Annotated in this window: 26 protein-coding genes and 1 tRNA gene; 14 read left to right on the top strand and 13 right to left on the bottom strand. The window is 34.8% G+C overall.

Going from position 1 to position 25,995, the window contains the following annotated elements:
• Positions 1-31: 31 nt before the first annotated feature.
• The 3 genes from AWV75_RS14725 to AWV75_RS14715 are packed head-to-tail and all read left to right on the top strand — an operon-like array spanning position 32 to position 1,942.
• Complete coding sequence (locus AWV75_RS14725) at positions 32-613, top strand: hypothetical protein (protein ID WP_060875093.1); 582 nt, start codon at positions 32-34, stop codon at positions 611-613.
• Positions 614-652: 39 nt separating this feature from the next.
• Complete coding sequence (locus AWV75_RS14720) at positions 653-1,594, top strand: alpha/beta hydrolase (RefSeq protein ID WP_060875092.1); 942 nt, start codon at positions 653-655, stop codon at positions 1,592-1,594.
• A gap of 6 nt (positions 1,595-1,600) precedes the next feature.
• The gene (locus AWV75_RS14715) at positions 1,601-1,942 is read left to right on the top strand and encodes an SdpI family protein (protein ID WP_060875091.1); all 342 of its coding nucleotides are present in this window, start codon (positions 1,601-1,603) and stop codon (positions 1,940-1,942) included.
• Between the two features lie 3 nt (positions 1,943-1,945).
• Here AWV75_RS14715 and AWV75_RS14710 read toward each other — a convergent pair whose 3' ends face one another.
• Positions 1,946-4,144, bottom strand: coding sequence for a B12-binding domain-containing radical SAM protein (locus AWV75_RS14710; RefSeq protein ID WP_060875090.1), 2,199 nt, complete (start codon positions 4,142-4,144; stop codon positions 1,946-1,948).
• 136 nt (positions 4,145-4,280) lie between these two features.
• Between AWV75_RS14710 and AWV75_RS14705 the strand changes: the two genes are divergently transcribed.
• Together AWV75_RS14705 and bshC are read left to right on the top strand one after the other, a co-directional pair.
• Positions 4,281-6,185 carry a gliding motility-associated C-terminal domain-containing protein gene (locus AWV75_RS14705; protein ID WP_060875089.1) on the top strand — a complete coding sequence of 635 codons (1,905 nt, stop codon included), beginning with the start codon at positions 4,281-4,283 and terminating at the stop codon, positions 6,183-6,185.
• A gap of 102 nt (positions 6,186-6,287) precedes the next feature.
• Positions 6,288-7,877 carry a bacillithiol biosynthesis cysteine-adding enzyme BshC gene (gene bshC, locus AWV75_RS14700; protein ID WP_060875088.1) on the top strand — a complete coding sequence of 530 codons (1,590 nt, stop codon included), beginning with the start codon at positions 6,288-6,290 and terminating at the stop codon, positions 7,875-7,877.
• Positions 7,878-7,937: 60 nt separating this feature from the next.
• Here the strand turns inward: bshC and AWV75_RS14695 are convergent, their stop codons facing one another.
• The 5 genes from AWV75_RS14695 to porU form a co-directional block, all read right to left on the bottom strand.
• Positions 7,938-8,333 carry a GNAT family N-acetyltransferase gene (locus AWV75_RS14695; protein ID WP_231738165.1) on the bottom strand — a complete coding sequence of 132 codons (396 nt, stop codon included), beginning with the start codon at positions 8,331-8,333 and terminating at the stop codon, positions 7,938-7,940.
• 370 nt (positions 8,334-8,703) lie between these two features.
• Positions 8,704-10,095 carry a hemolysin family protein gene (locus AWV75_RS14690; protein ID WP_060875086.1) on the bottom strand — a complete coding sequence of 464 codons (1,392 nt, stop codon included), beginning with the start codon at positions 10,093-10,095 and terminating at the stop codon, positions 8,704-8,706.
• Between the two features lie 218 nt (positions 10,096-10,313).
• A complete protein-coding gene (locus AWV75_RS14685) occupies positions 10,314-10,796 on the bottom strand; it encodes a cytidine deaminase (RefSeq protein WP_060875085.1) in 483 nt (160 codons plus the stop codon).
• Positions 10,797-10,883: 87 nt separating this feature from the next.
• A complete protein-coding gene (gene porV / locus AWV75_RS14680; RefSeq protein WP_060875084.1) occupies positions 10,884-12,029 on the bottom strand; it encodes a type IX secretion system outer membrane channel protein PorV in 1,146 nt (381 codons plus the stop codon).
• A 39-nt stretch (positions 12,030-12,068) separates the two neighbouring features.
• A complete protein-coding gene (porU, locus tag AWV75_RS14675; protein WP_231738164.1) occupies positions 12,069-15,917 on the bottom strand; it encodes a type IX secretion system sortase PorU in 3,849 nt (1,282 codons plus the stop codon).
• Positions 15,918-16,122: 205 nt separating this feature from the next.
• On the opposite strand from porU, the gene gldJ reads away from it, so the two are divergent.
• The 5 genes from gldJ (at position 16,123) to AWV75_RS14650 (ending at position 21,162) form a co-directional block, all read left to right on the top strand.
• The gene (gldJ, locus tag AWV75_RS14670) at positions 16,123-17,652 is read left to right on the top strand and encodes a gliding motility lipoprotein GldJ (RefSeq protein WP_197429587.1); all 1,530 of its coding nucleotides are present in this window, start codon (positions 16,123-16,125) and stop codon (positions 17,650-17,652) included.
• Between the two features lie 68 nt (positions 17,653-17,720).
• A complete protein-coding gene (locus AWV75_RS14665) occupies positions 17,721-19,025 on the top strand; it encodes a UDP-N-acetylmuramoyl-tripeptide--D-alanyl-D-alanine ligase (RefSeq protein WP_060875081.1) in 1,305 nt (434 codons plus the stop codon).
• Between the two features lie 63 nt (positions 19,026-19,088).
• A complete protein-coding gene (locus AWV75_RS14660) occupies positions 19,089-19,541 on the top strand; it encodes an NUDIX hydrolase (protein WP_060875080.1) in 453 nt (150 codons plus the stop codon).
• A gap of 632 nt (positions 19,542-20,173) precedes the next feature.
• A complete protein-coding gene (locus tag AWV75_RS14655) occupies positions 20,174-20,518 on the top strand; it encodes a hypothetical protein (protein ID WP_060875079.1) in 345 nt (114 codons plus the stop codon).
• Positions 20,519-20,523: 5 nt separating this feature from the next.
• The gene (locus AWV75_RS14650) at positions 20,524-21,162 is read left to right on the top strand and encodes a hypothetical protein (protein WP_060875078.1); all 639 of its coding nucleotides are present in this window, start codon (positions 20,524-20,526) and stop codon (positions 21,160-21,162) included.
• 494 nt (positions 21,163-21,656) lie between these two features.
• On the opposite strand, the gene AWV75_RS18775 is transcribed toward AWV75_RS14650, so the two are convergent.
• Positions 21,657-21,815: a hypothetical protein gene (locus AWV75_RS18775; protein WP_156424209.1), complete on the bottom strand. Its 159-nt coding sequence runs from the start codon at positions 21,813-21,815 to the stop codon at positions 21,657-21,659.
• On the opposite strand from AWV75_RS18775, the gene AWV75_RS14645 reads away from it, so the two are divergent.
• The 3 genes from AWV75_RS14645 to AWV75_RS14635 all read left to right on the top strand — a co-directional run bounded on the left by AWV75_RS14645 (position 21,816) and on the right by AWV75_RS14635 (position 23,068).
• A complete protein-coding gene (locus tag AWV75_RS14645; protein WP_231738163.1) occupies positions 21,816-21,977 on the top strand; it encodes a hypothetical protein in 162 nt (53 codons plus the stop codon).
• Between the two features lie 151 nt (positions 21,978-22,128).
• Complete coding sequence (locus AWV75_RS14640) at positions 22,129-22,431, top strand: hypothetical protein (RefSeq protein WP_060875077.1); 303 nt, start codon at positions 22,129-22,131, stop codon at positions 22,429-22,431.
• Positions 22,432-22,729: 298 nt separating this feature from the next.
• Complete coding sequence (locus tag AWV75_RS14635; RefSeq protein WP_060875076.1) at positions 22,730-23,068, top strand: hypothetical protein; 339 nt, start codon at positions 22,730-22,732, stop codon at positions 23,066-23,068.
• Between the two features lie 271 nt (positions 23,069-23,339).
• On the opposite strand, the gene AWV75_RS14630 is transcribed toward AWV75_RS14635, so the two are convergent.
• The 6 genes from AWV75_RS14630 to AWV75_RS14605 form a co-directional block, all read right to left on the bottom strand.
• A complete protein-coding gene (locus AWV75_RS14630) occupies positions 23,340-23,633 on the bottom strand; it encodes a DUF805 domain-containing protein (protein ID WP_060875075.1) in 294 nt (97 codons plus the stop codon).
• A 417-nt stretch (positions 23,634-24,050) separates the two neighbouring features.
• Complete coding sequence (locus tag AWV75_RS14625; protein WP_060875074.1) at positions 24,051-24,383, bottom strand: hypothetical protein; 333 nt, start codon at positions 24,381-24,383, stop codon at positions 24,051-24,053.
• A 54-nt stretch (positions 24,384-24,437) separates the two neighbouring features.
• On the bottom strand, positions 24,438-24,893 hold the full coding sequence (locus tag AWV75_RS14620; protein WP_156424208.1) for a hypothetical protein: 456 nt from the start codon (positions 24,891-24,893) through the stop codon (positions 24,438-24,440).
• A gap of 22 nt (positions 24,894-24,915) precedes the next feature.
• On the bottom strand, positions 24,916-25,158 hold the full coding sequence (locus AWV75_RS14615) for a glucosaminidase domain-containing protein (RefSeq protein ID WP_060875072.1): 243 nt from the start codon (positions 25,156-25,158) through the stop codon (positions 24,916-24,918).
• On the bottom strand, positions 25,130-25,348 hold the full coding sequence (locus tag AWV75_RS14610; RefSeq protein ID WP_060875071.1) for a hypothetical protein: 219 nt from the start codon (positions 25,346-25,348) through the stop codon (positions 25,130-25,132). Before AWV75_RS14610 ends, AWV75_RS14615 begins: the two co-directional genes overlap by 29 nt.
• Positions 25,349-25,762: 414 nt before the next feature.
• Positions 25,763-25,844: transfer RNA gene (locus AWV75_RS14605), tRNA-Leu, on the bottom strand.
• Between AWV75_RS14605 and AWV75_RS19155 the strand changes: the two genes are divergently transcribed.
• Positions 25,814-25,995, top strand: a 182-nt coding sequence (locus AWV75_RS19155; protein WP_231738162.1) for a hypothetical protein, incomplete at its 3' end; no start/stop codon positions are given. The genes AWV75_RS14605 and AWV75_RS19155 overlap by 31 nt on opposite strands.

The raw sequence follows: 25,995 nt of genomic DNA, 5'->3' as shown, positions 1-25,995 counted from the left end.
CATAATTACAACCCAACCCAACTACAACTTTATGAAAAATGCTATTACCAAACCTTTTGAAACTCTTCAGGAAACTAAACTCTTATTCATTGGTTCACTTCTTTTAGTAGCTGGATCTTTGTTTGCTTTTCTTACTAATACCCGATTTGATGGGGTTTTAGATATGCATCTTACCACCCAAGTTCAATGGTATCAACCGCTGGCAGATAATATAATAAATACACTGTGTCTAACGGTTACCTTATTTATACTCTCGCGTTTTTTACCAACCAAAGCACGCCTTATTGATATTTTCAATGTAGCACTCATTTGTAGGGTTCCTTTTTATTTTTCACTAGTTGTCAATATAGGAAACATCCAACAAGAAACGGCTGATTTCTTAGTCGCCAATTTGCACAATCCTACAATGATAACAGAACTCCCTGCTATCAATCTCTTTCTATTGGGTTTAAGTGCCTTAGTAGGACTTGCAGCTATTGTTTTTATGGGATTTTTACTTTATAAAGGATACAAAAATGCAACAAATTCAAAACAGGCTTCTCATCATGTATTACTAATTGTAGCTGTATTACTAGCTGAAGTTGCATCTAAACTATTGGTTTATTTATACTAACACTTATAGAAAAAACTACTATTCTAACCTTATACGACTATGAAAACTTTATTACACTTCTTTATTTACCTTCTAACAGCCCTGTGTGCTTTATTTGGGTTTGCTCAGGCACCTCAAATTAAGGAGATTGCTATCGATTCGCAATTACTTGGAGATTTATATACTACAGCTACAAAAAACGACAATCTCGTTATTATCGTTCCTGGTTCAGGACCTACCAATCGCAATGGAAATAGTTTTGCTGGTTTAAAAGGCAATTCATACAAACTGTTAGCTACAGCTTTAACCTCCTATAGTCTTGATGTATTTACCTACGACAAACGCTTTATTACGCAATTAAAACTCAATCTACCTATAAAAGAAGAAGAAGGGCGTTTCGAAGATGGAGTGGATGATTTAGCTTTAATTGTTTCTTATTTTACGGCTCAATATCCTAAGATTACTTTGGTTGGGCATAGTGAAGGCGCGCTGCTTGCTAATCTTCTAGCGAACAGATCTGCTTCAATCACGAAGTACGTTTCTTTACAAGGACCTGGTACAACTGCAGATCAAATCATCTATGAACAAATCACTCAACAATTACCTGCTTTAGGAGCAAAAGTAACGGAAATCAATACGGCATTAAAAAACGGGCAAACCGTAACCGATATCCCTTCTATGCTTCAGGCCTTGTATCGCCCTAGCGTACAACCCTACTTAATCTCGTGGATGAAATACAATCCGAGCGCTGAAATAGCCAAAATAAAACAACCGACATTGATTATTGATGGAGATAAAGATATACAGGTTTCTTTAAAACAAGGAGATCTATTGAGTCAAGCAAACCCTAAAGCTAAACGCATGACCTTAAAAAACATGAATCACGTCTTAAAACAAATTGACAAAGACGAAGATAATATGAAAAGTTATGGAGATCCTTCTTTTCCCTTACATCCAGAACTTGCTTTGACCATTGCAACTTTTATACAAACAGTTAACTAACCGCTTATGTCAAACCCTACACTTTTCCATTATTTTTTTCTACCCATTATTTTCATTTTTGTTGGATGGCTTACACCACAGTGTAAAAATATTGGTCCTATAGGATATCGCACTCCTCGAAGCATGAAAAATCAAGAAAATTGGGATTTTTCTCAGCAATTAAGTGGTAAGCTTATGCTCCTGTTGGGTAGTATTATACTCCTTATCCATCTACTGTTCTACCTTGATATTCTTCCACCTACTCATTTTCAACTAGTAGATATGATTTTGATTGGTGGAGGTATAATTCTAGTAATCCTCATTACGGAGATACGCTTATATCTCTTCGAAAAAAATACAACGAATTAATACTTACACCACAAGAAGTGCCATTTCACGCAATTGTTGTACTGGCTTTGAAAATAAAAACAGTTCAAAGTCAGTAGAACACGTCGTTTCAAAACTCGTTTTCATCTCTTGATACGTTTTCGTTTGGGTAGGGCTTGCTTTTAGCTCTTCGATAAAAGAAGCAAACCAATCCCCTTCTTCTTTTGCAACATCTACCGTTATTGTATTATTTTTGGTATAGAAGATTAAACTAACCATCTCAAATACTTTTCCTTTTTTCTTTTTTTCGAAATATTCTTTATATGGATAGGTTCCTAGCCATACTACTTTTTGATTTGGACGATTCGCAACGGGTAATTCATTTTCTAAACAAGAAATAATATAATCGGGTTGAATAGACGTACGAGGAACTTTGAAGTCAAACCATTCATTCAACGGCCAATCCAAACACATGCCATGCATAAAGTTAAACAGGGATTTTTTCAATCCAAAAGAAAACTTATCGTGAATAGCGCCATTCATCTCGACATGTGGAACATCATTATTTGCAAAAGCACTATGCTCTGTTTTCTGCGCGATTACCTTATATTCATCTGGATTCATTCCTACTGGAGAGTGCGCAGTCATTGCAAATTGATGCCAAAATCCAGATTGCATAATCCCCGCTTCAAACAATTGACGTACCATTTCCAAACTGTCGATGGTTTCTTGCGCCGTTTGTGTTGGAAAACCATACATTAAATAAGCGTGAACCAAAATGCCTGCCTCGGTAAAATTGCGATTTACACGCGCCACTTGTTCTACTGTTACTCCCTTTTCAATCAACTTCAGCAAACGATCTGATGCGACTTCCAATCCTCCAGAAACCGCAATACATCCGGATGCTTTCAATAAGAAACACAGATCACGAGTAAAACTTTTCTCAAAGCGAATATTGGTCCACCAAGAAACCGTGATTTTTCTTCGAATAATTTCTAAAGCCACTTCACGCATCAAAGCAGGCGGTGCCGCTTCATCCACAAAATGGAATCCCGTTTCTCCCGTTTGCTCAATTAACGTCTCCATTCGATCGACAATTAATTTGGCGGCTACAGGTTCATAGACCTTGATGTAATCCAAACTAATATCACAAAACGTACATTTTCCCCAATAACAACCATGTGCCATGGTTAGCTTATTCCAACGTCCATCACTCCACATGCGATGCATCGGATTGACAACTTCTATTACGGAAATATAGTCATTGAGCTTTAAACCTGAATAATCCGGTGTTCCTACTTCTGCTTGTTTATAGTCTCGCTTCAGTGGGTTGTTGATATACACCACTTCGTTATTTTTACACACAAAGGTGCGTTTTAATTCTTCTTGTGCTAATTTTCCTTCAACGTGGAGAATTAGATTTTCTAGAGGAGCTTCCCCATCATCTAGGGTAATAAAATCAAAAAACTCAAATACTCTAGTGTCTGATAACGAACGTAACTCCGTATTAGGGTATCCCCCTCCCATCGTTACTTTTATCTCAGGATGATTTTGTTTAATCCATTGTGCACAGCGAAAAGCACTGTATAAATTACCAGGAAAAGGCACTGAAAACCCGACTATCTTTGGATTAGATTGGGCAACAATCTCAGTTAAAAGTTCGATGGTCAGTTCATCAATAAAAGTTAAGGGTTGCTGCAACGACGTATATAGCTCATCAAAGGTATGCGCAGATCGACCTAAACGCTCAGCATAACGACTAAACCCAAAATGCGGATCAACCGTATCGACAATTAAATCAGCAATATCTTCCAAATACAATGTCGCTAAATGCTTTGCCTGATCTTGAATCCCCATCGAACCAAAAGCCCATTCCAACTCTTCTAGTTGATCAAATCGAGAGGCTCGAGGTAAAAAATCCTCTTTGATAATGGTGTGTGCAAACGTTGGGTTTTTTCCCTGTAAAAATTTAATAACAGCCTCTATCGTAGCAATATACTCGTTTTCTAAAGCCAACATGCGATGCGTATTGCCATTAACTTCTCCTACTACTGCGTGAATATGATCATATAAACGAGTCAATCCTTTTTTGCTAAACAGTCGCAAAATCACTTCAATTCCCAAATCACTTTGATAGCTTGAAATGGATAAGGTATTCAAAAAACCTGTAATATAAGCTGTGGCTGGATATGGTGTATTCAGCTGTGTAAAAGGCGGAGTAATTAATGTAATTGTCGTTTGCACCCTAGATAATTTAAGAGACAAAATTACCTACATTTTCTTAGTATAAATACTATTTTAAAAAATTCTCTATAAAAAGATTTATTTTAAGTTAATTTTAAGTTATATTTACTATACACTCAACCCAAAAACTAACGATATGAAGCATTTTTTACTACTCATATTATTAATTACATCTAATTTAATATATTCTCAATCAATTAACCCTGACGACGTCATCGTGATATGTTCTAACCAACAAATAGTTGGGCAGACCCCTCAAAGTACCAATTATACGAATTTGAGGACGTCTTGTGGACCATTTAGCCCCTTAACTAGTTCATTGACTCTTTTCTATGTAGAAATAAAATCAGGTTCTACGTTTACATTTGTCATCAGCCCACAAGCAGCTGTTGATTATGATTTTGCATCTTGGAAAAATCCTAACTTTGCCAATCTAGGCCCAGGTGATCGAGGTTCCCAAAATGACGGAGTGGATGCTCGTCAATACAATATTGGTCTATCTCTTACCGAAACGATGCTATGTGAAGAGCCAGGGGCATCTACTTGGTTAGGAAACACAGCTACTGTACCAGGAATGGTTAGATATTATGATGTGCAACCTGGGGATGGTATTTTAATCGCTGTTAATCGTTGGTCAGCAACCGATGCTGGTTTTACCTTATCATTTGGCGGTGACGCTGTATTAAACTGTGACCTTACGAAAAAGACCTATGAACAATGTGATGAGAACTATGATGAAAAAGAAATTTTCGATTTAGATTTGATTAAAGCAGATATTAACAATATCGACCAAACCTTTGTCATTGATTTTTTTGAATCGGCAGATGATGCTACTAATCAAACGGCAACAAACTTCTTAGCCTCTCCTTATACTGTTCAATTCGAAGATAGTCCAAAACAAATTTATGCGCGTTTTAAAAGAGCTAATGGAATATATTTCAAAACAATGAAAATCAATCTCATTGTCAATGAAGTACCCAAAAAACCCAAAGAGCCTTTAAAATTTGCCTTATGCGTCGAAGAATTAAAAGACAAAGAAAAGCTAGCCACATTCAATTTAACCCAATTTGAAAACAAACTCAATGAAAACAATATTGGAACGATTGACTTCACATATTTCGAACCTTTTAATGATACCATCCGCAAGATTACTACCCCAACTAAATATAGTTCAACACGCAATACGATTACCATCCGCATGACCATTGACGATAAATGTCCAGTCGATATACCTTTGCAATTAATTGTCAATGATATCGATATTAAATCGACGGCTTTCACTTATTCAGAACTTTGTGCGACTGAAACAGAAACAGGATTGGTTTATGATTTAAATCAAACGTTAGGTACCTTATTAAGCAATAAAGACGAGACAAAATACAACATTCAGTTTTTTAACTCCCCTGAAGATGCGGAAAGTGAAACGAATGCTATAGCAGATCCTTCCAGTCACTTGGTGCCTTACTACCAAGAACAGTTCATCACCGTTAAAATAACAGATAACAATACCTGTTCGACGCAATCTGAAATTCGCTTGCATGCCGTGCCCAGATTTAGAATGGAAGACCAAGTAACCACTGAATGTACTCCATATAAACTTCCAGAATTACCTGAGGGGTATGCATATTATTTAGAACCAAATAAACAAGGGAACACCATCAAATTGAATACACCTGAAAGTATCTTTTACGGTCCTAAAACCATTTATATCTATGCGAAAAAAGACTATGGACTTCCTCAATTAAACGATTGTGCCTTTGAAGATAGTTTCACTGTGACAACTGAAGGCTGTATCATTGCGAAAGGAATTTCTCCTAATGGTGATGGACTCAATGACAATTGGGACCTCGAGCCTTATGGTGTAATTAATCTAAAAATATTCAACCGATATGGTATTGAAGTTTACAAAAAAACAGGTGGGTATACGAACGAATGGTATGGGCAATCCAATGGCAGTACAAAACTACCAAGCGGAACGTATTGGTACTATTTTGAATCCCTTAGAGGTGTTTATTCGGGTTGGATTGAATTAATGTATTAATATTTGAAATAAAACCGTATTTTTACTATGCTTAAAAAGTTTTACTATCTTGATAGTAAAACTTTTGTTTTAAAACAAACTTTCTAATTGACCTTGTGTCTTATGACTATACCTACAATTACATTTCAAAACTCTGGTTACTTTTCCAAATTAATGGTTGATTACCTCAACCAAACGGAGAAATTAAAACCACTGTATCAACATTTCCCTACTTTAGCTAATTTTAAATTACAGATAGAAGCCAAACAACAGCATTTTTCAACTGAAAAACGCCGCGTTTTACACGATGCTTTAGTTGAACAATATCAAGGCTTGGAGCTATCCTCTGCAACCCAACAAAATATAGCTTTATTGCGAGAGGAAAACACGTTTACCATTACAACGGGGCACCAATTGAACTTATTCACAGGTCCGTTGTATTTTCTTTATAAAATTGTTTCAACCATCAATTTGACGGTAGAATTGAAACAACAATACCCAGCTTATAACTTTGTTCCGGTCTTTTGGATGGCAACCGAAGATCACGATTTTGAAGAAATTAATCACTTCTATTTTCAGGATAAGAAGATTTGTTGGGATCAAGAAAGCAAAGGCCCTGTAGGTCGTTTGAATACGGCAACCTTAGACAAGGTATACGACGTATTTAAAGGCCAACTCAACGCTGGTGACCATGCTAAAAAACTCAAAGCTTTATTTGAGGAAAGCTACCTCAAACACGACAACTTAGCTGATGCAACCCGTTATTTAGCCAATGCATTATTTGAGTCTTATGGTTTGGTTATTATCGATGGAGATCATGCTCAACTCAAATCTCTTTTTGCACCTAGTATACAACAGGAATTATTGAAACAAAATGCCATTCACGAAGTAGAGAAAACCTATCCTATTCTTGAGGATTACTTTATTCAAGTAACACCGCGAGAGATTAACTTATTTTACATTCAAAATGATTTACGCGAGCGTATCATTTATGATCAGGATCGCTTCAGAATTAACAATACAACGCTTTCTTTTTCAAAAGAAGAGATACTCGTAGAACTGAACAATCACCCCGAGCGTTTTAGTCCTAACGTAATCTTACGCCCTTTATACCAAGAAACAATTCTACCGAATTTATGTTATATTGGAGGAGGAGGAGAATTAGCCTATTGGTTGCAATTAAAACCAGTCTTTGATTTACATCAGGTTGATTTTCCAATGCTATTGTTGAGAAACTCAGTACTTCTTGCTACAGAAAAACAGGTCAAAAAACTAGATAAGTTACAGCTTACCTGGTCTGATATTTTTGCTCCTGCAGCAGTATTGCTTCAAAAGAAATCAGCCGAATTATCTGATGTTTCTTTTGATTTCGAAGCACAACGTCAGGTCTTACAACAACAATTTGATCAACTCAGAGCGCTTGCCCAACAAACTGATGCTTCTTTTATTGGCGCAGTAAATGCACAAGAGAAAAAACAAATCAAAGGACTAGATCACTTGGAAAAACGATTACAAAAAGCAGAAAAGAAAAAAAATAAAGAACTCCTTGATCGCATCTTAGCTATTCAATTAGAGCTATTCCCTAAAAATAGTCTACAAGAGCGTTATTATAACTTTGCGCAGTTTTATCAAGAAGCAGGAGACGACTTAATACAAAAACTAGTTGAACAACTCCGACCCTTACACCAAGATTTTGATATTATAATCGTATAAAAAAATAGGGGGCGAATGATTCGCCCCCTATTTTTTTATTTGTACTACTTCAACAGTAGCCTATTCTTTTTTGGTATATCCCATTCCTCGGGATGCAGGCCAAACGGATTTAAACCCATATTGTTCATATAAGCGATAAGCCTCTCCATCTGCAATTAGATTAACATAGCAAGAAGCTGGCAAATTTGCATGAATATAGTCGTCTAACTTCTTCATAATTAGCTTCCCCAGTCCCTTTTTTTGATGCGCTGGTAACACACAAATATCCACAACTTGACAATGACAGGCTCCATCCCCTATTAATCGTCCCATGCCAACTACTTCTTTGTTGTTCGCTTCGTCTAAAACCGCAACACAACAGAGCGAATTACGCAAGCCAATTGCTGCTGCCTCTTTTGTTTTAGGAGATAATCCCGATTGTACACGTAAATTACAATACGTGTCTACCTCTATCATTTTATATACTGCTTGATAATTCATCTTACTTTACAATTCAATTACAGCATGTAAGTACCGTCTTTTTTTTTATCCAACAAATTCATCCCTTCCTTTTTATTTGTTAATTTCTATTTGATGCATTTGTTCTTGATGAGGTTTGTGCTTTGTGAAGTTTAAGCAACTCATATAAGATTAATCATACATGAAGGCGAATACCATTCGCCCTTACACTCTTTTCTTTTTTAACTAGCATAACCGTAACATAATAGGAGCGCTGGATGCGTCCCCTCCTTTGTCGGGGGACATACGGGTTGTGAATACTGGATGAAATTATATTGAATAGGCCCTATCTCTAATAAAAAAGGCAACCGATCGGTTGCCTTTTTTATTAGCTCTGTGCTATATCTTCTAAGTGTTCTTCTTTCAACGTCAATTGAACCTTTTCTACTGAGTTTCGATACATATTGACTACTTCTCCTGTATAATGTTCTAAATCGATGATGTCGCCTTCTTTTAATTCTTCGTCAGGGCAAACTTCACTGATTAATCCCGCCAACGTATCATAATGTTCACTTTCTTCAAATTTGAAAGGCAACCAACGGTTGATATCAGAAATATTCGAGTGAGCATCCACCATGTATACACCTTCACCTGTAGAAACTACAATCGGTTCTTCATTGTCGTACTCATCTTGAATTTCTCCTACTAATTCTTCAAGGATATCTTCCATCGTAATGATACCTGTAAATTCTCCAACCTCATTAGTCGCAATTGCCATTTGCAAGTGTTTCGCTTGAAACTGTTTCAATACATTTTTAATCAATGCATTTTCCGAAATATAAATAGGCTCACGCATTAACGAAGCAAGAGATACATCCTCTTTTTCTTTGATCATGGCTTTCATTAAATCTTTGGTATAAATCACTCCTTTGATATCATCTAAGGAATCATCATACACTGGAAAACGAGAATACCCTTCTGTAATGGCATAATCGATTGCTTCTTTTACGCTGGTATTAATTTCAATTGCTGAAACATTTTTACGCAGCGTTTGAATATTGTTTACACGTCTATCATCAAAATCAAAAACATTTTGAATCAAAAGTCGTTCTGTTTCTTCAATTGCACCACCTGCTTGACTTTCAGTGATGATCATTTTCAACTCTTCTTCTGTGTGTATATCTGAACCATGAATAGGTGTAATACCGAACATACGCAAAATACCATTTGCTAGTCCATTCATCAACCAAATAATTGGTTTGAATACAAAATAGAAAATGCGCAAAGGTAAAGCGATAGAGAATGTTGTTTTTGTAGGGAAATGAATCGCAATTGATTTTGGCGCTAATTCACCAAATACAATATGCAAAATCGTAATGATAGCGAAGGCTATTGGAAATGAAATACTCTTAGCTACTGAATACCATTCTGGTCCAGTCATGCCGAATAAATCAAATACCTTCATGATAACGGGAGTCAATGAACTTTCTCCAACCCAACCTAATCCTAATGAAGCTAATGTAATTCCTAATTGAGTTGCTGCCAAATAAGCATCTAGGTTTGCAACTATATTTTTAGCAACACCGGCTACTTTAGAGTTTAATTCTTGATGTACTTCAATTTGTGAGGTTCTTACTTTTACAATTGCAAACTCAGCTGCAACGAAAAATCCATTTAGGAATACTAAGAATAACGTAAGCAATAACTTACCAATTGAAATTTCTTCGGGAACAATAGTAGCGCTAGCTAATATTGTGATGATCTGGGGGTATGTGTCCATTTTATAAATTCAAAAGGTCCGCGTTTAATTTTTTTAGGGACCAGGAAGCGAAGTTTTAGTTTCATCGCCTTTTCATATCAAAATTAATAATTTATTTGATATAATATCAAGGTTGACACTCGTTTTTTTTAAAACGGGTAATCAACTAGGTATCAATAGGGTAAAACTTTTTACTTTATACCCTATTCTACTTAAATCTTCTTATTTATTCTTGCCTTTTACAGTGATTTTGCATCAAAATGAAAAGGCAACATATTAAGAAGAGAAGGGGAATAACACACCGTTCCCTCAGCTCCCATAAAAAACAGCTCGATGGGTTGCGCTTGTTTCACTTCATATTCTAATATGCTCTGTCTACATGCACCACAAGGCGGAATAGGATGATTGGTTACTTTTAAATCTGAAGTTGCTGAAATTGCAATTTTTACTATTCTTTGGGTAGGATACAACGCTCCTGCTTGAAAAATAGCGGTGCGTTCTGCACATAAACCCGATGGAAAAGCAGCATTCTCTTGATTCGATCCCAATACAATCGTTCCATCCTCTAACAGTAAAGCAGCTCCTACGCGAAATTGAGAATAAGGGGCATAAGCATTTTTTCGAATGGCAACAGCCTGTTCCATCAATTCTTGATCTTGTTGTGCTAATTCGCGAATCGATTCATATTCAATGAATGTCGTTACTACTTCTACTTTTTTCATAAGTCAAACGATTAGAGATAAAAAATCCAAACTCGTTTTAGGTTAAACGGTTTGGATTAGGGTACAAATATAATACTTTTCTTCTTGTTATCCTTTAGGGTATGTCTTTCTTCCTAAATCAAACGTTAGGGAAAAACGAAGGGTATTTTCTAGAGGGTTGTTGATTTTTGATGTAGAGAACAAATACGATAAATCGACTGTAATCATACTGTATTTAAATCCTGCCCCTAGTGTTGCATACTGTCTTGCTCCTTTATTTTTATTTTCATTGAAATAACCTGCGCGGAATGCAAATGTATTGTCATACCAATACTCTGCTCCCATTGCCCAAGCAATTTCTTTCATTTCTTCGCTAAAACCACCTGGTGCATCACCAAAAGATTTGAATACTCCTTTAAACCAACCCGTATCGTTGTACTCGCGCATCTCTTCACTATTTTTATCTAGTGGTGGAGTTGGTACCATTAATTTATTAAACTCCGTGGTGATTGTTAAGGTGTTATAATCATCCAAAATAAAGTCAAAACCAGCTCCTAGTTTTAAATTTGCAGGTAAGAAATCTCCCGCATTTTCTGGTCTATCATTACTACTCATCTTCGGCCCAAGATTTTGTAAGTTAAAACCAAATCTCCAACGTCCGTCAAAATCAGAAAAAGACATTCGATCTGATTGATAGAATCCAGAAATATCCACCGCAAATGTACTTACACTTGATGCATCTCCGTCTCCTGTATCAGGTAATTTCAGATTGGAATTGATGAAACGCCCAGTAACGGCCATACCAAATTTCTCACTTAATTTCAATGCGTAAGAAGCATCAATCGCAAATTCACTTGGTTTATACGTTGCTCCTATGCTATTATAATCCTCTCTATACGTCACTTCTCCCATTCCAAAATAACGGAACCCTACAGAAAATGCGCTTCGTTCGTTGTATTTATTGAAATAATTTACTTGAGCAAGAGACATTCCACTAGAGATTTTAGACATATAGGGCGTATAGCTCATCGCGAATCCTTGATCTTTTATTGCAAAAGCATATTTTGAAGCATTGTGTTGTTGTGAAAAAGCATCTGCTGTAGTTGCAACTCCCATATCTCCCAAAGCTGCTGATCTTGCGTCAGCTGCAATCGTTAAAAAGGGAACTGCAGTTGTTATCGGATTTATATCTGTCTGTGCATACAGTGCAGATCCTCCTAGTATAGATAAAACTAATGCTGTGAAATTTTTCATTCAGTTGTGTTTATAAAATTATACAAATATAATTGTTTCCTAAAGTATAACTAATTTTTCTATTTTTTCGACTTTTTTTCCTGTCTGTGATGAACGCACGGTTAGGCGATAAATATAGACCCCTTTTCCAATTCGATCTCCGAAATCATCACGTCCATCCCATTGTATCTCTCGACTTAAATTTCCTTCCGTCGTGATTTGTTGATTCATTGTTTTCACAATTCTCCCCGTAATCGTCATAATCTGTACTTGAACATCCAAGGGCTCCAGCGGTCTATTGTGGGTGAACCAAAACTCAGTGTAGTTGACAAAAGGATTAGGATAATTCAACACTTTTTCAATTTTTAATGCTTCATCTTGTTTAACCAAAAATTGAATTTCAGTAGTCGATAAATTGTTGTATACATCCCATACTTTAAACTGAATCGTATGCATTCCAGGATCCAATTCTTTCAGTTGGTAAGTCACCTTTCCTTTTCTAAAATTATCTAGTTCCGTTTCATAATAATCATTGAGTATGATATTTTTATCCTCCTTATCATCTACAATAATTACGATGTCATGTCCAATGCCACTAGCTGTATTAATCCCACTTTCATCTTCAACAAACGCAAGAAATACAGGATTATTGCTTGTTGCTCCTCCAGAAACAAAGGATTCATTATCCATATATAATCTCGCTATTGGTGGAGTAATATCTTTTGGTGCATTTTCGTTCAATCCGCCTATAACCAAATCATCGTTATTTCCTGTATATTCAATCTCTTGATTGGAAGAATAAAAACTCACTTTCCCTTTTCCTTCATTGAGTCGAATATCTTTTGGCATGATGAAATCAAAAGAAAAAGCCCCGTTTTTCACACTGGCATTTCCTCTAAAAACTACCTCTCCTAAAGTTTGATAATCCATTACCCAAGGGATTCCATTATTCATCACATTGTCATTCCCTAGTGTTTTCTTATCTAAATACTTATCATAAATCTCAACAGCTAAGCTGCCAGTGAAAGAATGAACAACATTGTTTCCTTCATCTTGTACCTCTCCTTTCATCTTTACATAGTCTAACGCTTTTACAGGGTTATTTGTTGTTAGCTGAACATCCTCTTCATTAACTTGAGACAGCACCACCTTTAAATTAGGCAGCGCAATTTTCAACGCTGGATCGCCAATAAATGAAACGACATTTTTATCTCTATTCGTATAGGAGTTTTTAGTATGTCTTAAAGCATCAGCCATAGAATACGTCGCAGCGTGTTCAAAAAATAAATCGGTAAACGTTCGATTTAACAATCGTCCAATATCAATTCCGATTTCTCTTGTCGTCCCAATCAACGCAATAGCCCCTCCCTTGCTATTGTTAAATAGCACTTCACCTCCACTTGTATAATTCGGATCATCAAATCGACTGAACTCACACGTTATAATAGAAAAAACAGGATATTTATTTTCATTGGTTAACTTTCGAGCATCTTCAATCGTAAAAACGCGTTCTTGCGCTAATCCATCCTCCCCACCATGTCCTAAATAATTAATAAACAACGCTCCTTTTTCAATAGCATCTAAGAAATCTAACCTAGCCTGCGGATAGCGATTTCCTCCAGCAGACGTTTCTTGTACATAAGCATCCAAATAGATTTTCTTGGCATTAAAAAACGGGTTATGCGTTAGAATACGATTCACAATGGTATCCGTTTCAACTTGTAAAACGTAATCAGACGATTTATCTACGTCATCTGCCATTGCAACCAGGTTATTTTTCCAACGCCCTCGTGCTTGCTCCCCGTGATAGGCTATTATTTTTTGTACTGCCTGATTCGCCTCTTCCAAATTCTTTGCGACTATTCTTCCAACCGTAACGTCAATTCCAAAAACAACATTATACATGTCTCCCTCTCCTTCATCGAGTAATCCATAAAAATCATCCGACATAAATGTAGTATACATTGAAAAGTTAGAATTGCTATTCTGTGCTTTTTTCGTTTTACTCATTCCATAATGCAACGGAACAATATTTGCGTTTTGTTCTATTCTCTGCTTATAATCGTAAGATCCTGTACCAAATAAATTGAGGTATTTCAACTCACTTCCTTTTTGTTGCATGCTCTCATAAACATATCGAACAAAATTTCGAATCGCTACACCATCTTGTTGCCCTGACGAGAACTCATTGTAAATTTGATCTACCGTCACCACCATCGGCTTTAAGTTGCTATTTTGGCGATGAAATTGTGCCAATTGTTGTGCAGCTGAAGCAAAAGCATCGTTTGTAATAATAAGGTAATCGACAGTTCCTTGTGCTTGTACCGCTCCTTTGAGGTCTTGATTGCGCACACGACTATTATTTACCATTTTAGGGGTGTAATAATCTGTTGGAATTTCTACTTGAAAAACGGGGTTGGTCCCACCATATGACTTAAAGCTATACTGACTCTGATTGGCTACAGGAAGCGTAGTAATAGCTGAAACATCCGTAACATTCCAAATTCGATTCACTTGATTGGTATTGGTCAAGCTCCAACGAACCACTCCTTCTATTGTTTTTACCTTATTATTAGAAAAACGATATTGCTTTGTTCCTCCGATTAAGTTTCCTGTATAGAAAAACTCAATATAATCAAGGTATCCTTTAGAATTGGGCACTCCGCCATTCTGATAGGTTAACGTCACCTCAACCGTAGGAGAACTTAAATACTCCTCTTTTTCTAAAAAGCTTTCATATCCTTTTGTCGTTGCACTTCGAATAGGAAAAAAAGTAACAGCCCCTACAAACCTATTATTAATCGCATAAGTAAACGATGTATTGCCATACGAACTAGAAGCAGTATTCACACCAAAGGTAACAGGCGCACTTGTTTTTAAATGCATCAATTCCAATGAAAAGCTTCGATCATTGACAATTCCAAACTCTTCACCAAACCATTTTCTACCGAGCTTTCCTATATTAACTAGATCTTGCTCGTGAAAAACCTGTCCATCAAATTCAGTGATAGTCGCTACTTCTCTTGCTGTAGGTTCCACAAAATTGCTAATTCTCAATCCTTGTTGTTGCCCATAGGTCAGAAAATAAATCGCTTCATCTCCATATAAGTTTTGATACGTTAAACTCTCCTCATTCCATTGATCAACACCAATTGCATAAAACAAAATGTAATCTTCTGCATCCATTGTTCCTTTAGATTCCCCCTGTACATAAATACTATTTTCTTGTAAATCGGTAGGATAACTCGCTTGATTCACTATAGGTAACATTGTTCCTCCTGCCCCATAAATCTGAATCGTACGTGGATCAACGGATGAAGGTACCCCCAATTGGGTAAGAAAGTTCTTATCTAACTTATAAATTCCAGACTTATTAACGCCAAATTTGAACCAATTTCCTTGTTTAAGTACGGTATTAGCATTGATATTTCGTCCTCCATTACTCAAACTTTGTCTTATATTCGGTTGAGAAGATTGATTTTCGATAAGATAAGAGATGCTTTTTACCCGTTTTAATCCACCATTTGTATAGACAATCGGAGAAAAATACACATAGCTTTGGGAAGTATGATTTACAATTGCCGATTTAATTTCAATCTTTACTTCTTCCTGATATAATTTTTTCTTGGCGTCTGACAGGAAATTCGCGTCTAAATCTTCGTAACTAACTTGAAGAATTCGTACATTATTTTTAAAACCAGATGGAATATTTGATTCCAAATTTGAGTAAATTAACTTATTATTAACACTTTCAAATGTTAAATTTTTATCTATTTTGGTGGCATCAAAATCATCTGTAGATAACGCTTGTTCGACTAATTTATTGTCCCACTTCAACTCCAATCTTCTCGACTGCGAAAAAAGTGTAAAGCAAGTAAGAATCAGTAGTGTATTAATAATTATTTTCATATATATTTGCATGAGGAAGAATTATTCCTTAGCAAAAATAATTATTTTTTCCATATACAATACACGAATAAAAAAAGCGTTATTTAGGTGATTATAATTATTTTTGAACACAAAAATTAAGTTTTTTTTAAAATATTCATAGCAAGGATATTGCTAATTAATCGTTAATTCTTATATTGCGTCAAATTATTTACCCGTTTTTAACATGAAGATTAATAGACTTATGACTTTACAACTGCTTGCTGGCCTACTAGCTACAGTTGGTTTAACGAGTTGCAGTAACACAAATAATGGAGTTTCTTCTGCTACTGGTTGGAAAATAAATGATAAAAAAGGAGGCTTTCAGTACAACACGAATTTTGAACAGCAGAATCCTAAGGGTATGGTATCCATTGAAGGGGGTGCTTTTACAATGGGAAGAGTGCAAGACGACATTATGGCTGATTGGAACAACAATCCTAAACAACAGTATGTCCAATCTTTCTATTTAGATGAAGCTGAAACAACTAACATTGCTTATAACGAGTATTTATACTGGTTAAAGAGTGTTTTCCCTCCAACAAATCAAGTTTATGCAGAAATCTACAAGAGTGCTTTACCTGACACGACCGTATGGAGAAGTGGAACAGGTTTCAATGAAACACTAATTTCTAGTTATTTAAGACACCCTGCTTATGCAAACTACCCTGTAGTTGGAGTAACTTGGTTGCAAGCGAATGACTATGCGAAATGGAGAACAGACAGAGTGAATGAGTTAACGTTAGAGCGAGCTGGGTATCTGAAAAAAGATGCTAAGATTATGGAAGCTTATGCTGACGCTCACTTTAGCACAGAAACATATTTAGCGAATCCAGAGGCTGTTTACGGAGGTAACACAGATATTGTATATCGCGGTGTAAAAAACAAAGCAAAAGAGGGAGAGAAAAACCTTTATGCTACAATGAACTACGGTCTTTTCACGGCAGAATACCGTCTACCAACTGAGGCAGAATGGGAATATGCTGCAATCGGAATGGCTGGAACTAGAGAGTACAACAACTACCAAGGAAGAAAAACATATCCTTGGGAGAATCCAACTAAAAAATCAGGAAATAAACGCAACAATACATTGAAGTCTCAATATGCTAACTTCAAACAAGGTCGTGGAGATTATGGTGGAATCGCAGGTTGGGCAACGGATAATGCAGACATCACAAATGCTGTAAAATCTTATGCTCCTAATGATTTTGGTCTATATGATATGGCTGGTAACGTAGCAGAATGGGTAGCTGATGTATACGATCCTCAAATTGATCAAATCGATACAGATTTCAACTTTTTCAAAGGAAACATTTATTACAAAAACCAAATCGGACCTGATGGAAAACCACAAATCGTAACAGATCAAACGGTAAAATTTGACACTTTATCTAACGGACGTTTACGCTTGCGTAACTTACCTGGACAAGTTGCTCAAGTTGCTTACGATGCAGATATAAAACAAGCTACAGGTCAAGAAGATGTAGAAGCTTTAGCTGAAACTTCAGTTACCAATAAAAAAGGAAACAAAATCACTAATATTTACAACGATAAGAGTCGTGTAATCAAAGGTGGATCTTGGAAAGATAGAGCATACTGGTTAGATCCAGCTACAAGAAGATTCTATCCAGAAGATCAAGCTACTGACTATATCGGATTCCGTTTAGCCATGACTAAAGTGGGTCAAAAACAAGTGATTCGCAAAACGAAAAACTAAAATAAGATAACCTATATTTCTTTTAAAAGTCCTAATTTTAATTAGGACTTTTTTTTTACTTTTGACTTATGAATATACAGGAATTATACAGCTGCTTCACAGAAGCTGACGGCATAGCAATTGACACGAGAAATATTACGCCCAACAGTCTTTTTTTCGCTTTAAAAGGCGATAATTTTGATGCAAATGAATTTGCTCAAGAGGCATTAGATAAAGGAGCGCGTTATGTAATCATGGATAATCCTAAACTCGTAACGGACCGAGATAAAATGTTTCTTGTACCTAATGCCCTACAAGCCTTACAACAATTGGCAAACTACCACAGACAGCAATTGGGACTTCCCATTATCGCCTTAACAGGTAGCAACGGAAAAACAACAACCAAAGAGCTAATCAAGGCTGTTTTGAGCCGTAAATACAACGTAAAAGCAACACAAGGCAACTATAATAATCACATTGGTGTACCTTTAACTTTACTTCAATTTGACGACGAAACTGATATTGGAATCGTAGAAATGGGAGCCAATCACCTCAACGAAATTGCACTTCTATGTACCATCGCCCAACCGGATTACGGCTATATTACCAACTTTGGCAAAGCCCATTTAGAGGGATTTGGCGGTTTTGAAGGCGTGATCAAAGGAAAAAGCGAGTTGTACGATTATTTAGAAGATAATCACAAAATGGCTTTTGTCAATGTAGATGACCCTAGACAAGATGCAAAAACCATCACTTTCTCAAGGTATACTTTTGGCTCAAAAGACACAGAAGCTAACCTAGAGATTGAACGTATTGAACACACAGAATTAGCTACAATACAACTAAGAGAACAACGCATCACCTCCCATCTTACAGGTCAATATAACGCAACTAATATGGCGGCAGCTGTAGCAATTGGTCAATATTTTGGCGTGAGTTTAGAGGAAGCAAATCAAGCCATTCAGGAGTACATCCCAACGAATAATCGATCACAGTGGATTAAACAAGAGCCATTTGCTATTTTATTAGATGCGTATAATGCAAATCCATCTAGTATGGAACTCTCCATAGCGAATTTCGATCAACTCCCATCCACTACGCCTAAAATTTACATCTTAGGGGACATGTTTGAGCTAGGAAAAGAAAGCGAAAAAGAACATAAAAACATCATCCAACAAGTAGAAGAGACTACTTTCGAAAAAGTTTTCTTCATTGGAAAAGAATTCTCAAAAGTAAAAGACACAAGTAGTTCAGCTGCCCTATTGTTTTTTGAAACACTTTCAGATTTCATGGCACAATATGACGATGTAGCCCAACTGTTGGCGCATCATACCGTTTTAATCAAGGGATCAAGAGGAATGGCGCTAGAAAAAATCATTTCATTTTTAAAATAACACAAAGGCTGAATGTAATTTTCAGCCTTTTTTTTTACCTTCATCTCCTCAAAACAACAAAAAATGCAAGAAAAAGTGTACCCAAACGCAATACCAACAGTTGATATTGCTGTTTTGCGATTAAATTCAGACCATACCTGCTCCCTCTTATTAGGTAAAAAGGAACACGAACCCAAATGGCGATTTGTCGGAGGTTTCGTTGACGCGGACGATTCAAGCTATGAATCAGCCGCTGTAAGAGAGTTATTCGAAGAAACCAACCTCGTAGCTACTCCTGATGAGATACGCTATTTAGGCTCAACTAAAATCGATGATCCCCGCTATCGCAACCACAAAGACAAAATCATCACCCATTTGTATCTGTTGGAAATTCCTGCAACAACAGCAGATATTCAGCCCAAAGATGACATCAAAGCCCTAAAATGGTTTCCCTTAACTTCTTTTTCTAAAGATGATATCATGGAAGTACATCATCCCATCGTTACGCTGTTTATGCAGTATTTTGAAAGACTTTAATTTTCTAAACATAGTCAAGGATAAGCTTTTGAGCTTATCCTTTTTTCTATCTCTTAAGAAAAAAGCTTCTCAGTATAAAGAAATTACTTCTTTTATCCCGCTACTATCGTTTAATTTAAGAGTCAGCCAATTTTAAATGGCAGTCATATAAAATAGGGATTTCTATTTGCTTCTATATTTCCTATAAAAGCTTTTGCTCAAATAGACCTCACCAATTGATCCCTATACTTCTTTTGCTATTGAAATTTATAATCATACTTCACCCTACTTGATTGGTTCAGACAAGCTGATAAAGCGAATTGTCAAAATACATCTTATCGCATGAATCCCTTTGACTAGTTCCGTGAATTCAACACTTAAAACCTAAAAGAATAACAGATAGACACAGCTATTTACATCATAAATTTCTAAATCATATTCACGTAAAAGCATTAAAAACCAATTACTATACCCGTTAATGTGGACATAAAAAACTCCACTTCCTTTTGTGTTTAAATAAACAATATTAATAATAAAATCACTATACATATAAAATACAGTTAAACTACCAAATTAGTTAACTATTCAATATTTTATTTTTAGTTAAATTAACATTATGTATATTTAAACAACCAATTTTAAAATTTTATATTATGAAAAAATTTTTTTTTCTAGCCGTAGGATGTGCGTTTTTTACTGTCAGCTGCAGTAATGAAGTCGAAAACAATGGAAATCTAAAAGATAACCATACTAAAACTGAAATGATCGATTATTCAGCTATCAAACAAAGCAATGAATACTTAGAATTTGAAAAAAGGTATATGGAATTTGTTAAGCGTGAAATTGATATAAAGCAATTTTTATATTCACAAGAAAGCTTAGATAAAGCTAAAGCTTTTTTGATCAAAATAGGTGAGCCTAATTATGGAGGATATACATCTATACAGGATATTGTATCATATGCTTTAGCAAAATATTTAGAAATTTCTAACTCTTAGTAACTATGAAAAAATTTTTAGCTTTATTATTTATTTGTGCTTTTTCACATGCAAGTTTTGCTACTAGAATACTAGAAATATACAATAATTCAAAGGTTGAGCAAAATTTTTACGCAATACAACTACGCCATTTTGACCCGACGATTGGTAATTGGAGTATTTATCGATATACCTTAGACCCTATTACGTTACAACCCGGTCAATACATACGATTTTCTCAATACTCACCTGGAGATAATGCCACATTTCCTTACTGTCCTGAACCACAACACGCGGCTAATAACTATGTGATTCATAATTATTGTAATTACTTAGAAGAATGGTCTTATTCAAAATTTCGTTGGTGGTCTGGATATGAATTAAACAATGTTTTTTATACAACAGAATATTGTTTTGATGTACCACAATACAAATTTTTTAATGACATTCAATTTCAAGGTTTTAAATTTTACAAATATATCCCTGAAAATGAAAGAACGAACTGTGACGGAACTCATATAGGGCAAAATTATGCCGTAGATTCCACTGTCCTTTATAATAGATTGAATCCACAGTATAATCCACATAATGTTCAATATGATACTATTGGAAATATGTCTCCTACTTCCCCTATTTTTTATGAATTAGTTACAATTAATTATTAGAAAATAAGATAATAAATCATCTCAGAGTCATGTGCAAAATTACTCTGAGATGGTTATTATAATATTATTAATCAACGATATAGAATAAATAAATTCTCTATAATACTGACAATCTGAAAAATAATTAAAGAAGTACTTGTAAGATTGATATGAATCTCAAAAAACCTTTTGTTTTAGTTCATTATTTACCCTCTGTCAGTGATAACAAACAAATAAAGTTTCTTTTCTAACCAATTCTATATGGTTTAAATTAAAAGTAATACACTTACCTCAACACATTTTAGAGCTAGTATAGTAGATACAACCTACGCAACTATTTATACCATTAATATTAGGAATCCTATCTCAAATTTCATTATTAGCTAACATTTCTTGAGAGGTCCTTAAAATTTCCTCTACTTTCACTTGAATACTAATTCCTGATCATCATTGTCATTCAATACCTAAGCTTAAAACATTGATTTTCTAGGTATTAAAGCTAATAACAACTGGCGTTATTTTCCATTTCGATGATGCGCAGTAGTATCAATTAAAAGCACAATTATACTATTTGATTTGATTAAATCTTTCCAAGGAATAGAAAATACAATACCGTATAGCTTAAAATCGATGATCCCCGCTACCGCAACCACAAAGACAAAATCATCACCCATTTGTATTTGTTAGAAATTCCTCTAACAACTGGAGATATTCAACCCAAAGATGACATCAAAGCTTTACAATGGTTTCCCTTAACTTCTTTCTCTAAAGATGATATTATGGAAGTACATCATCCCATCGTTACGCTGTTTATGCAGTATTTTGAAAGACTTTAATTTCCTAAACATAGTCAGGTCAAGGATAAGCTCAAAAGCTTATCCTTTTTTTGTCCCTCATCCCGAAGTCATTCACTTTTATAAAAAGGGGCTAATTACTAAAAAAAAGATATATTTAGGTTGCACAATCAAATCTTAAAAACATCCAACCATGTCACAAATTATAATTAAACGAAGTGCTGAATTTTCAAACAAACTTAGAAGCATAGCTCTATATTGTGGAGACCAAAAAATAGGCGAAATAAAAGATGGCGAAACCAAAGCATTTGATCTTCAACCAGGAAATTACACCTTATGTGCTAAAATTGATTGGTGTAGATCAAATGAAGAAACCTTCCACCTTCAACAAGGAAAAACGCTGTTTTTTGATTTAAGTGGAACTAATCCCTTTCTAGCTCTTTATTATATTACATTGGGAAAAAATAGCTACCTCAAGTTAAGATCACGTGTATAGCGAACTAGAAGTCAGAAAAAGTTTTGGATTACTACACAGTATAAAACAAACAAATTATTGCACAACACTATAAAAGCACACAAATTAAAGTACGTGTGCTTTTTTAGTCTCCTTGGTTATCGAAACCCAACTGCTACATACAGCATGCTAAGTAAAGCTTATCAATATTAAAGTTCACTTCGATAAAATCACTTAGAAATACAGTAAGACTACACATTAAGTTAATTTAAATCAAATCATTTTTAAATATCCAAATAAACCCTACCTTAATTCAACCAATTTTCAAACTATATTAATTATGAAAAAAATTCTTTTAGGATTCGCGTTGACGTTATCTATGGGAGCATTTGCTCAAAATCAAGAAGTACCTTGGATGGGAAAATTTGTTAATGATTTCGTCCCTGAATGTTATCTCATTGTCGACTCACCAACTGGTGGCTTTGGCACAATCATACTCGGAGGCACTATGGAATATGATTTCAGAGTAACAGATATGTTTTTTTTCAACAAAACCAATGCAGAAGTAGCGCAATGGATGCAAGACTATATTTGTGAACACCATCGATTTCCAAATTTTGCAGAAGTAAGTAAAGGTAGACGTATTTTCAAACCATTCGAACCTGTTTTTAATAATTAATGAGCTAAGCGTATTTTTTAATACGCTTTTTTTTTACCGCATAAATTACTTATTAACATTGGTTTTAATTTCACCAATCTCTCAACTGTTCCAAAATAAAAAAACGCAAATAACATGATGTTATTTGCGTTTACTTGTGACCGAAATGGAACTCGAATAAAAATTATTAAATAGTTAAAAAACAACATATTAATAATTTAAAAAATATACAATTGTATACTTTATGTATACTTATATTATTTTATTTATGTATAAAAACATTTTTAAACCTCTATTTCTTACTTGGTAACCCAGCTAGTATCAAATTAACAAGAGGAATTAAAAAAAACAGTTTATTAATTTTCGCATCATTTAATCTTCTAAATCCAAGAGAAATGGTAACTAGATTTAAAAAAAACACAAAAACTATAGTAACGATTTCAGGAAATTTAAAAACTGCCCTAAAGATTCCAAAAAGAAAGCAGAGAAAAATATTACATACAATAAAAACCCAAAACTCTAATCTTGAAGCTCTTCCATCAAAATCAAAAACTTTCCTAAAAGGATTTACAAATAAATTAATCATTTCTATTTAATTTAAAACCATTCATATAATTTACAATAGATTTGCTCGACTCTCCATCAACAATCTCATAAGCTTCTAAAACTTTTATCTTATCCTGAATGAAGTTTTTCTCATATAAAATATCATCTTCATATATATTAACAAGTTCTACTGTTTTATCTAAATCTGTACAATTAGCAACAAGGCAATCAGCATATAAAATAGGATAACAATATATATAAAAAGTGAAAGAGCATACTATTTTACTTACAAGCCCCGAGGTATATAATCTATAATTTGCACATTGTCTCAGTCCTTCTAAACTGCATTCACTTTTTCTAGGATAAGGCTCAAGTCTTCCGGCACTAAAATCTTTATTTACAACTTCAAATTCTAACTTATCACCATTATAATAATACGAAACATCTAATAAATCATTTATAAAATAATGAATAACATACCTTTGGTTACTTTTTTTATAAAATTTTCAAATTCAATTTCACTTTTAATATTTAAAGGTAATTCTTTATCAGTTTTTATAACAGAATAAAACTGATAATCTACATCTTCAAAATCAATTTTTCCTTTTAACCCTTTCTGTTTTGTCAAACTATTCATGTGAGAAATATAAACATATTCATTTTTAAAATTAAAATCATCAATAGTTAATGTTTCAATTTTCTGATCAGAATCCAGTTTAACATTTTCTTCTAAATCAGAAGCACATGAGAACAAAAATAGGAGTGAAAAAATAAAAATAAAATTTTTCATAATTTATATACAATTTAAGTAAACAAAAAGCAAATATAGTTTAGAAAACAAATACTATTTAAACAAATTTTTTAGATAAAAAAACACACTAATAAGTATTATAAAAATCCAAAAACACCACCAACTAAACTGCTCCCGCTCCACTTTCTTCCCATTCTCTTCTTCAGTTTTCTTTTCATCCTGATCAAAACTCAGCTGAGCAACTTCCTCCTTTGCTTTTGTAGATTCCACTTCCTCACTAGCTTCTTTATTTTTCAAATCAATCTCATCACCCTTGGCCGTGATGGAACCATCGGTATTAAAAGTAATCGAACCATTGCGAATATTTAGCTCTCGCATAATTTCAAACACCTTCTTTCGGTTAAAATGAATCTCAGTTACCTTGGTTTGTTCCCAGAGAGAAGTCTTGCTTTCGTTCAAAGATGACTTACTATATTTTTCGACTTTTCGAGATCCACAAGATTGCGCCACTAATCCAAGCATCACAATCAATAAAACAACTACTCTCATAAGCATTTAATTAGAGATTTAGCTACGCTTTTAAGGTGGTCTGCAAACTATCCGAAGTTGCATATCCAGCCTCGGCAATCTCCTCAAAAAATCGATTGTAATCCCCGCGAACTTCCCAGGCTTTGGCATAACGTTTATTCTTTTGAAAGAACAACGCATGGTCCTGGAAGCCTTGTTCCGGTGTATCGTATTTTCCAAAATAGTCTTTCACTTTATATACGTATTTTAAGACGACTTTATTTTTTCTCAGAGTCCCATATTTCATCTTTATTATCTTCTAAATAACGATTTAACCACCCCACGAATGTGGTTGGAACACCTTTTGCACTAGCAGGATCATAGTAAGATGCAATAGCACCTAACAACCACTCCTTCGAATATCTTTCGAGTGGTATTTGATTCGCACAATCTAAAATGAAGTTTTCAATACTACTCAACTCTCCGTTTAGTTCCACTTGAAAGTTTTTAATTGCAATATCATTAATGCGATTTGCTAAATGATACTTATCCCAATACTCTTAAGTGACTTCACTTTTTATTCTTGCTTCCAAAAATATCTTTTTCTTATCCACTGTATAAAAAATTCGCAGCGTCAAAGGAGCATTAACACGAACAGAGCGGTACAAAAAACTAATAGAAGCCATAATTAAGTATATTGTATACGAATCGGTATACAAGGTTTAAAACAGTATTGTATATAAAAATGTATACAATCTGTATACTCTCAAACATTAGCATACAATTTATAACAATCTAAACAGATTACAAAAAACACTTCTGAAGCAAGTTAAACAACTACAATTCAAACATATATAACTAAAAAAGCGATTTAGAAAAACCATTCTAAATCGCTTTAAATTGTACTACTGTGACCGGAATGGGACTCGAACCCATACGTCTTGCGACACCACCCCCTCAAGATGGCGAGTCTACCAATTCCTCCACCCGGCCTTGTGCGTGATAAATATAATTCTTTTTTCATTTTCGTTACTGAAGAAACAAGAAAAGAATTAAAAAAAGCCATTCGATTAGGAATAGCTTTTGTGACCCGACTGGGGCTCGAACCCAGGACCCCAACATTAAAAGTGTTGTGCTCTACCAA

The organism is Myroides odoratus (assembly GCF_001549985.1).
Lineage (GTDB): Bacteria > Bacteroidota > Bacteroidia > Flavobacteriales > Flavobacteriaceae > Flavobacterium > Flavobacterium odoratum_A.
The sequence above is the reverse complement of the archived record's forward strand: the minus strand, read 5'-3'. Positions and strand labels throughout refer to the sequence as shown.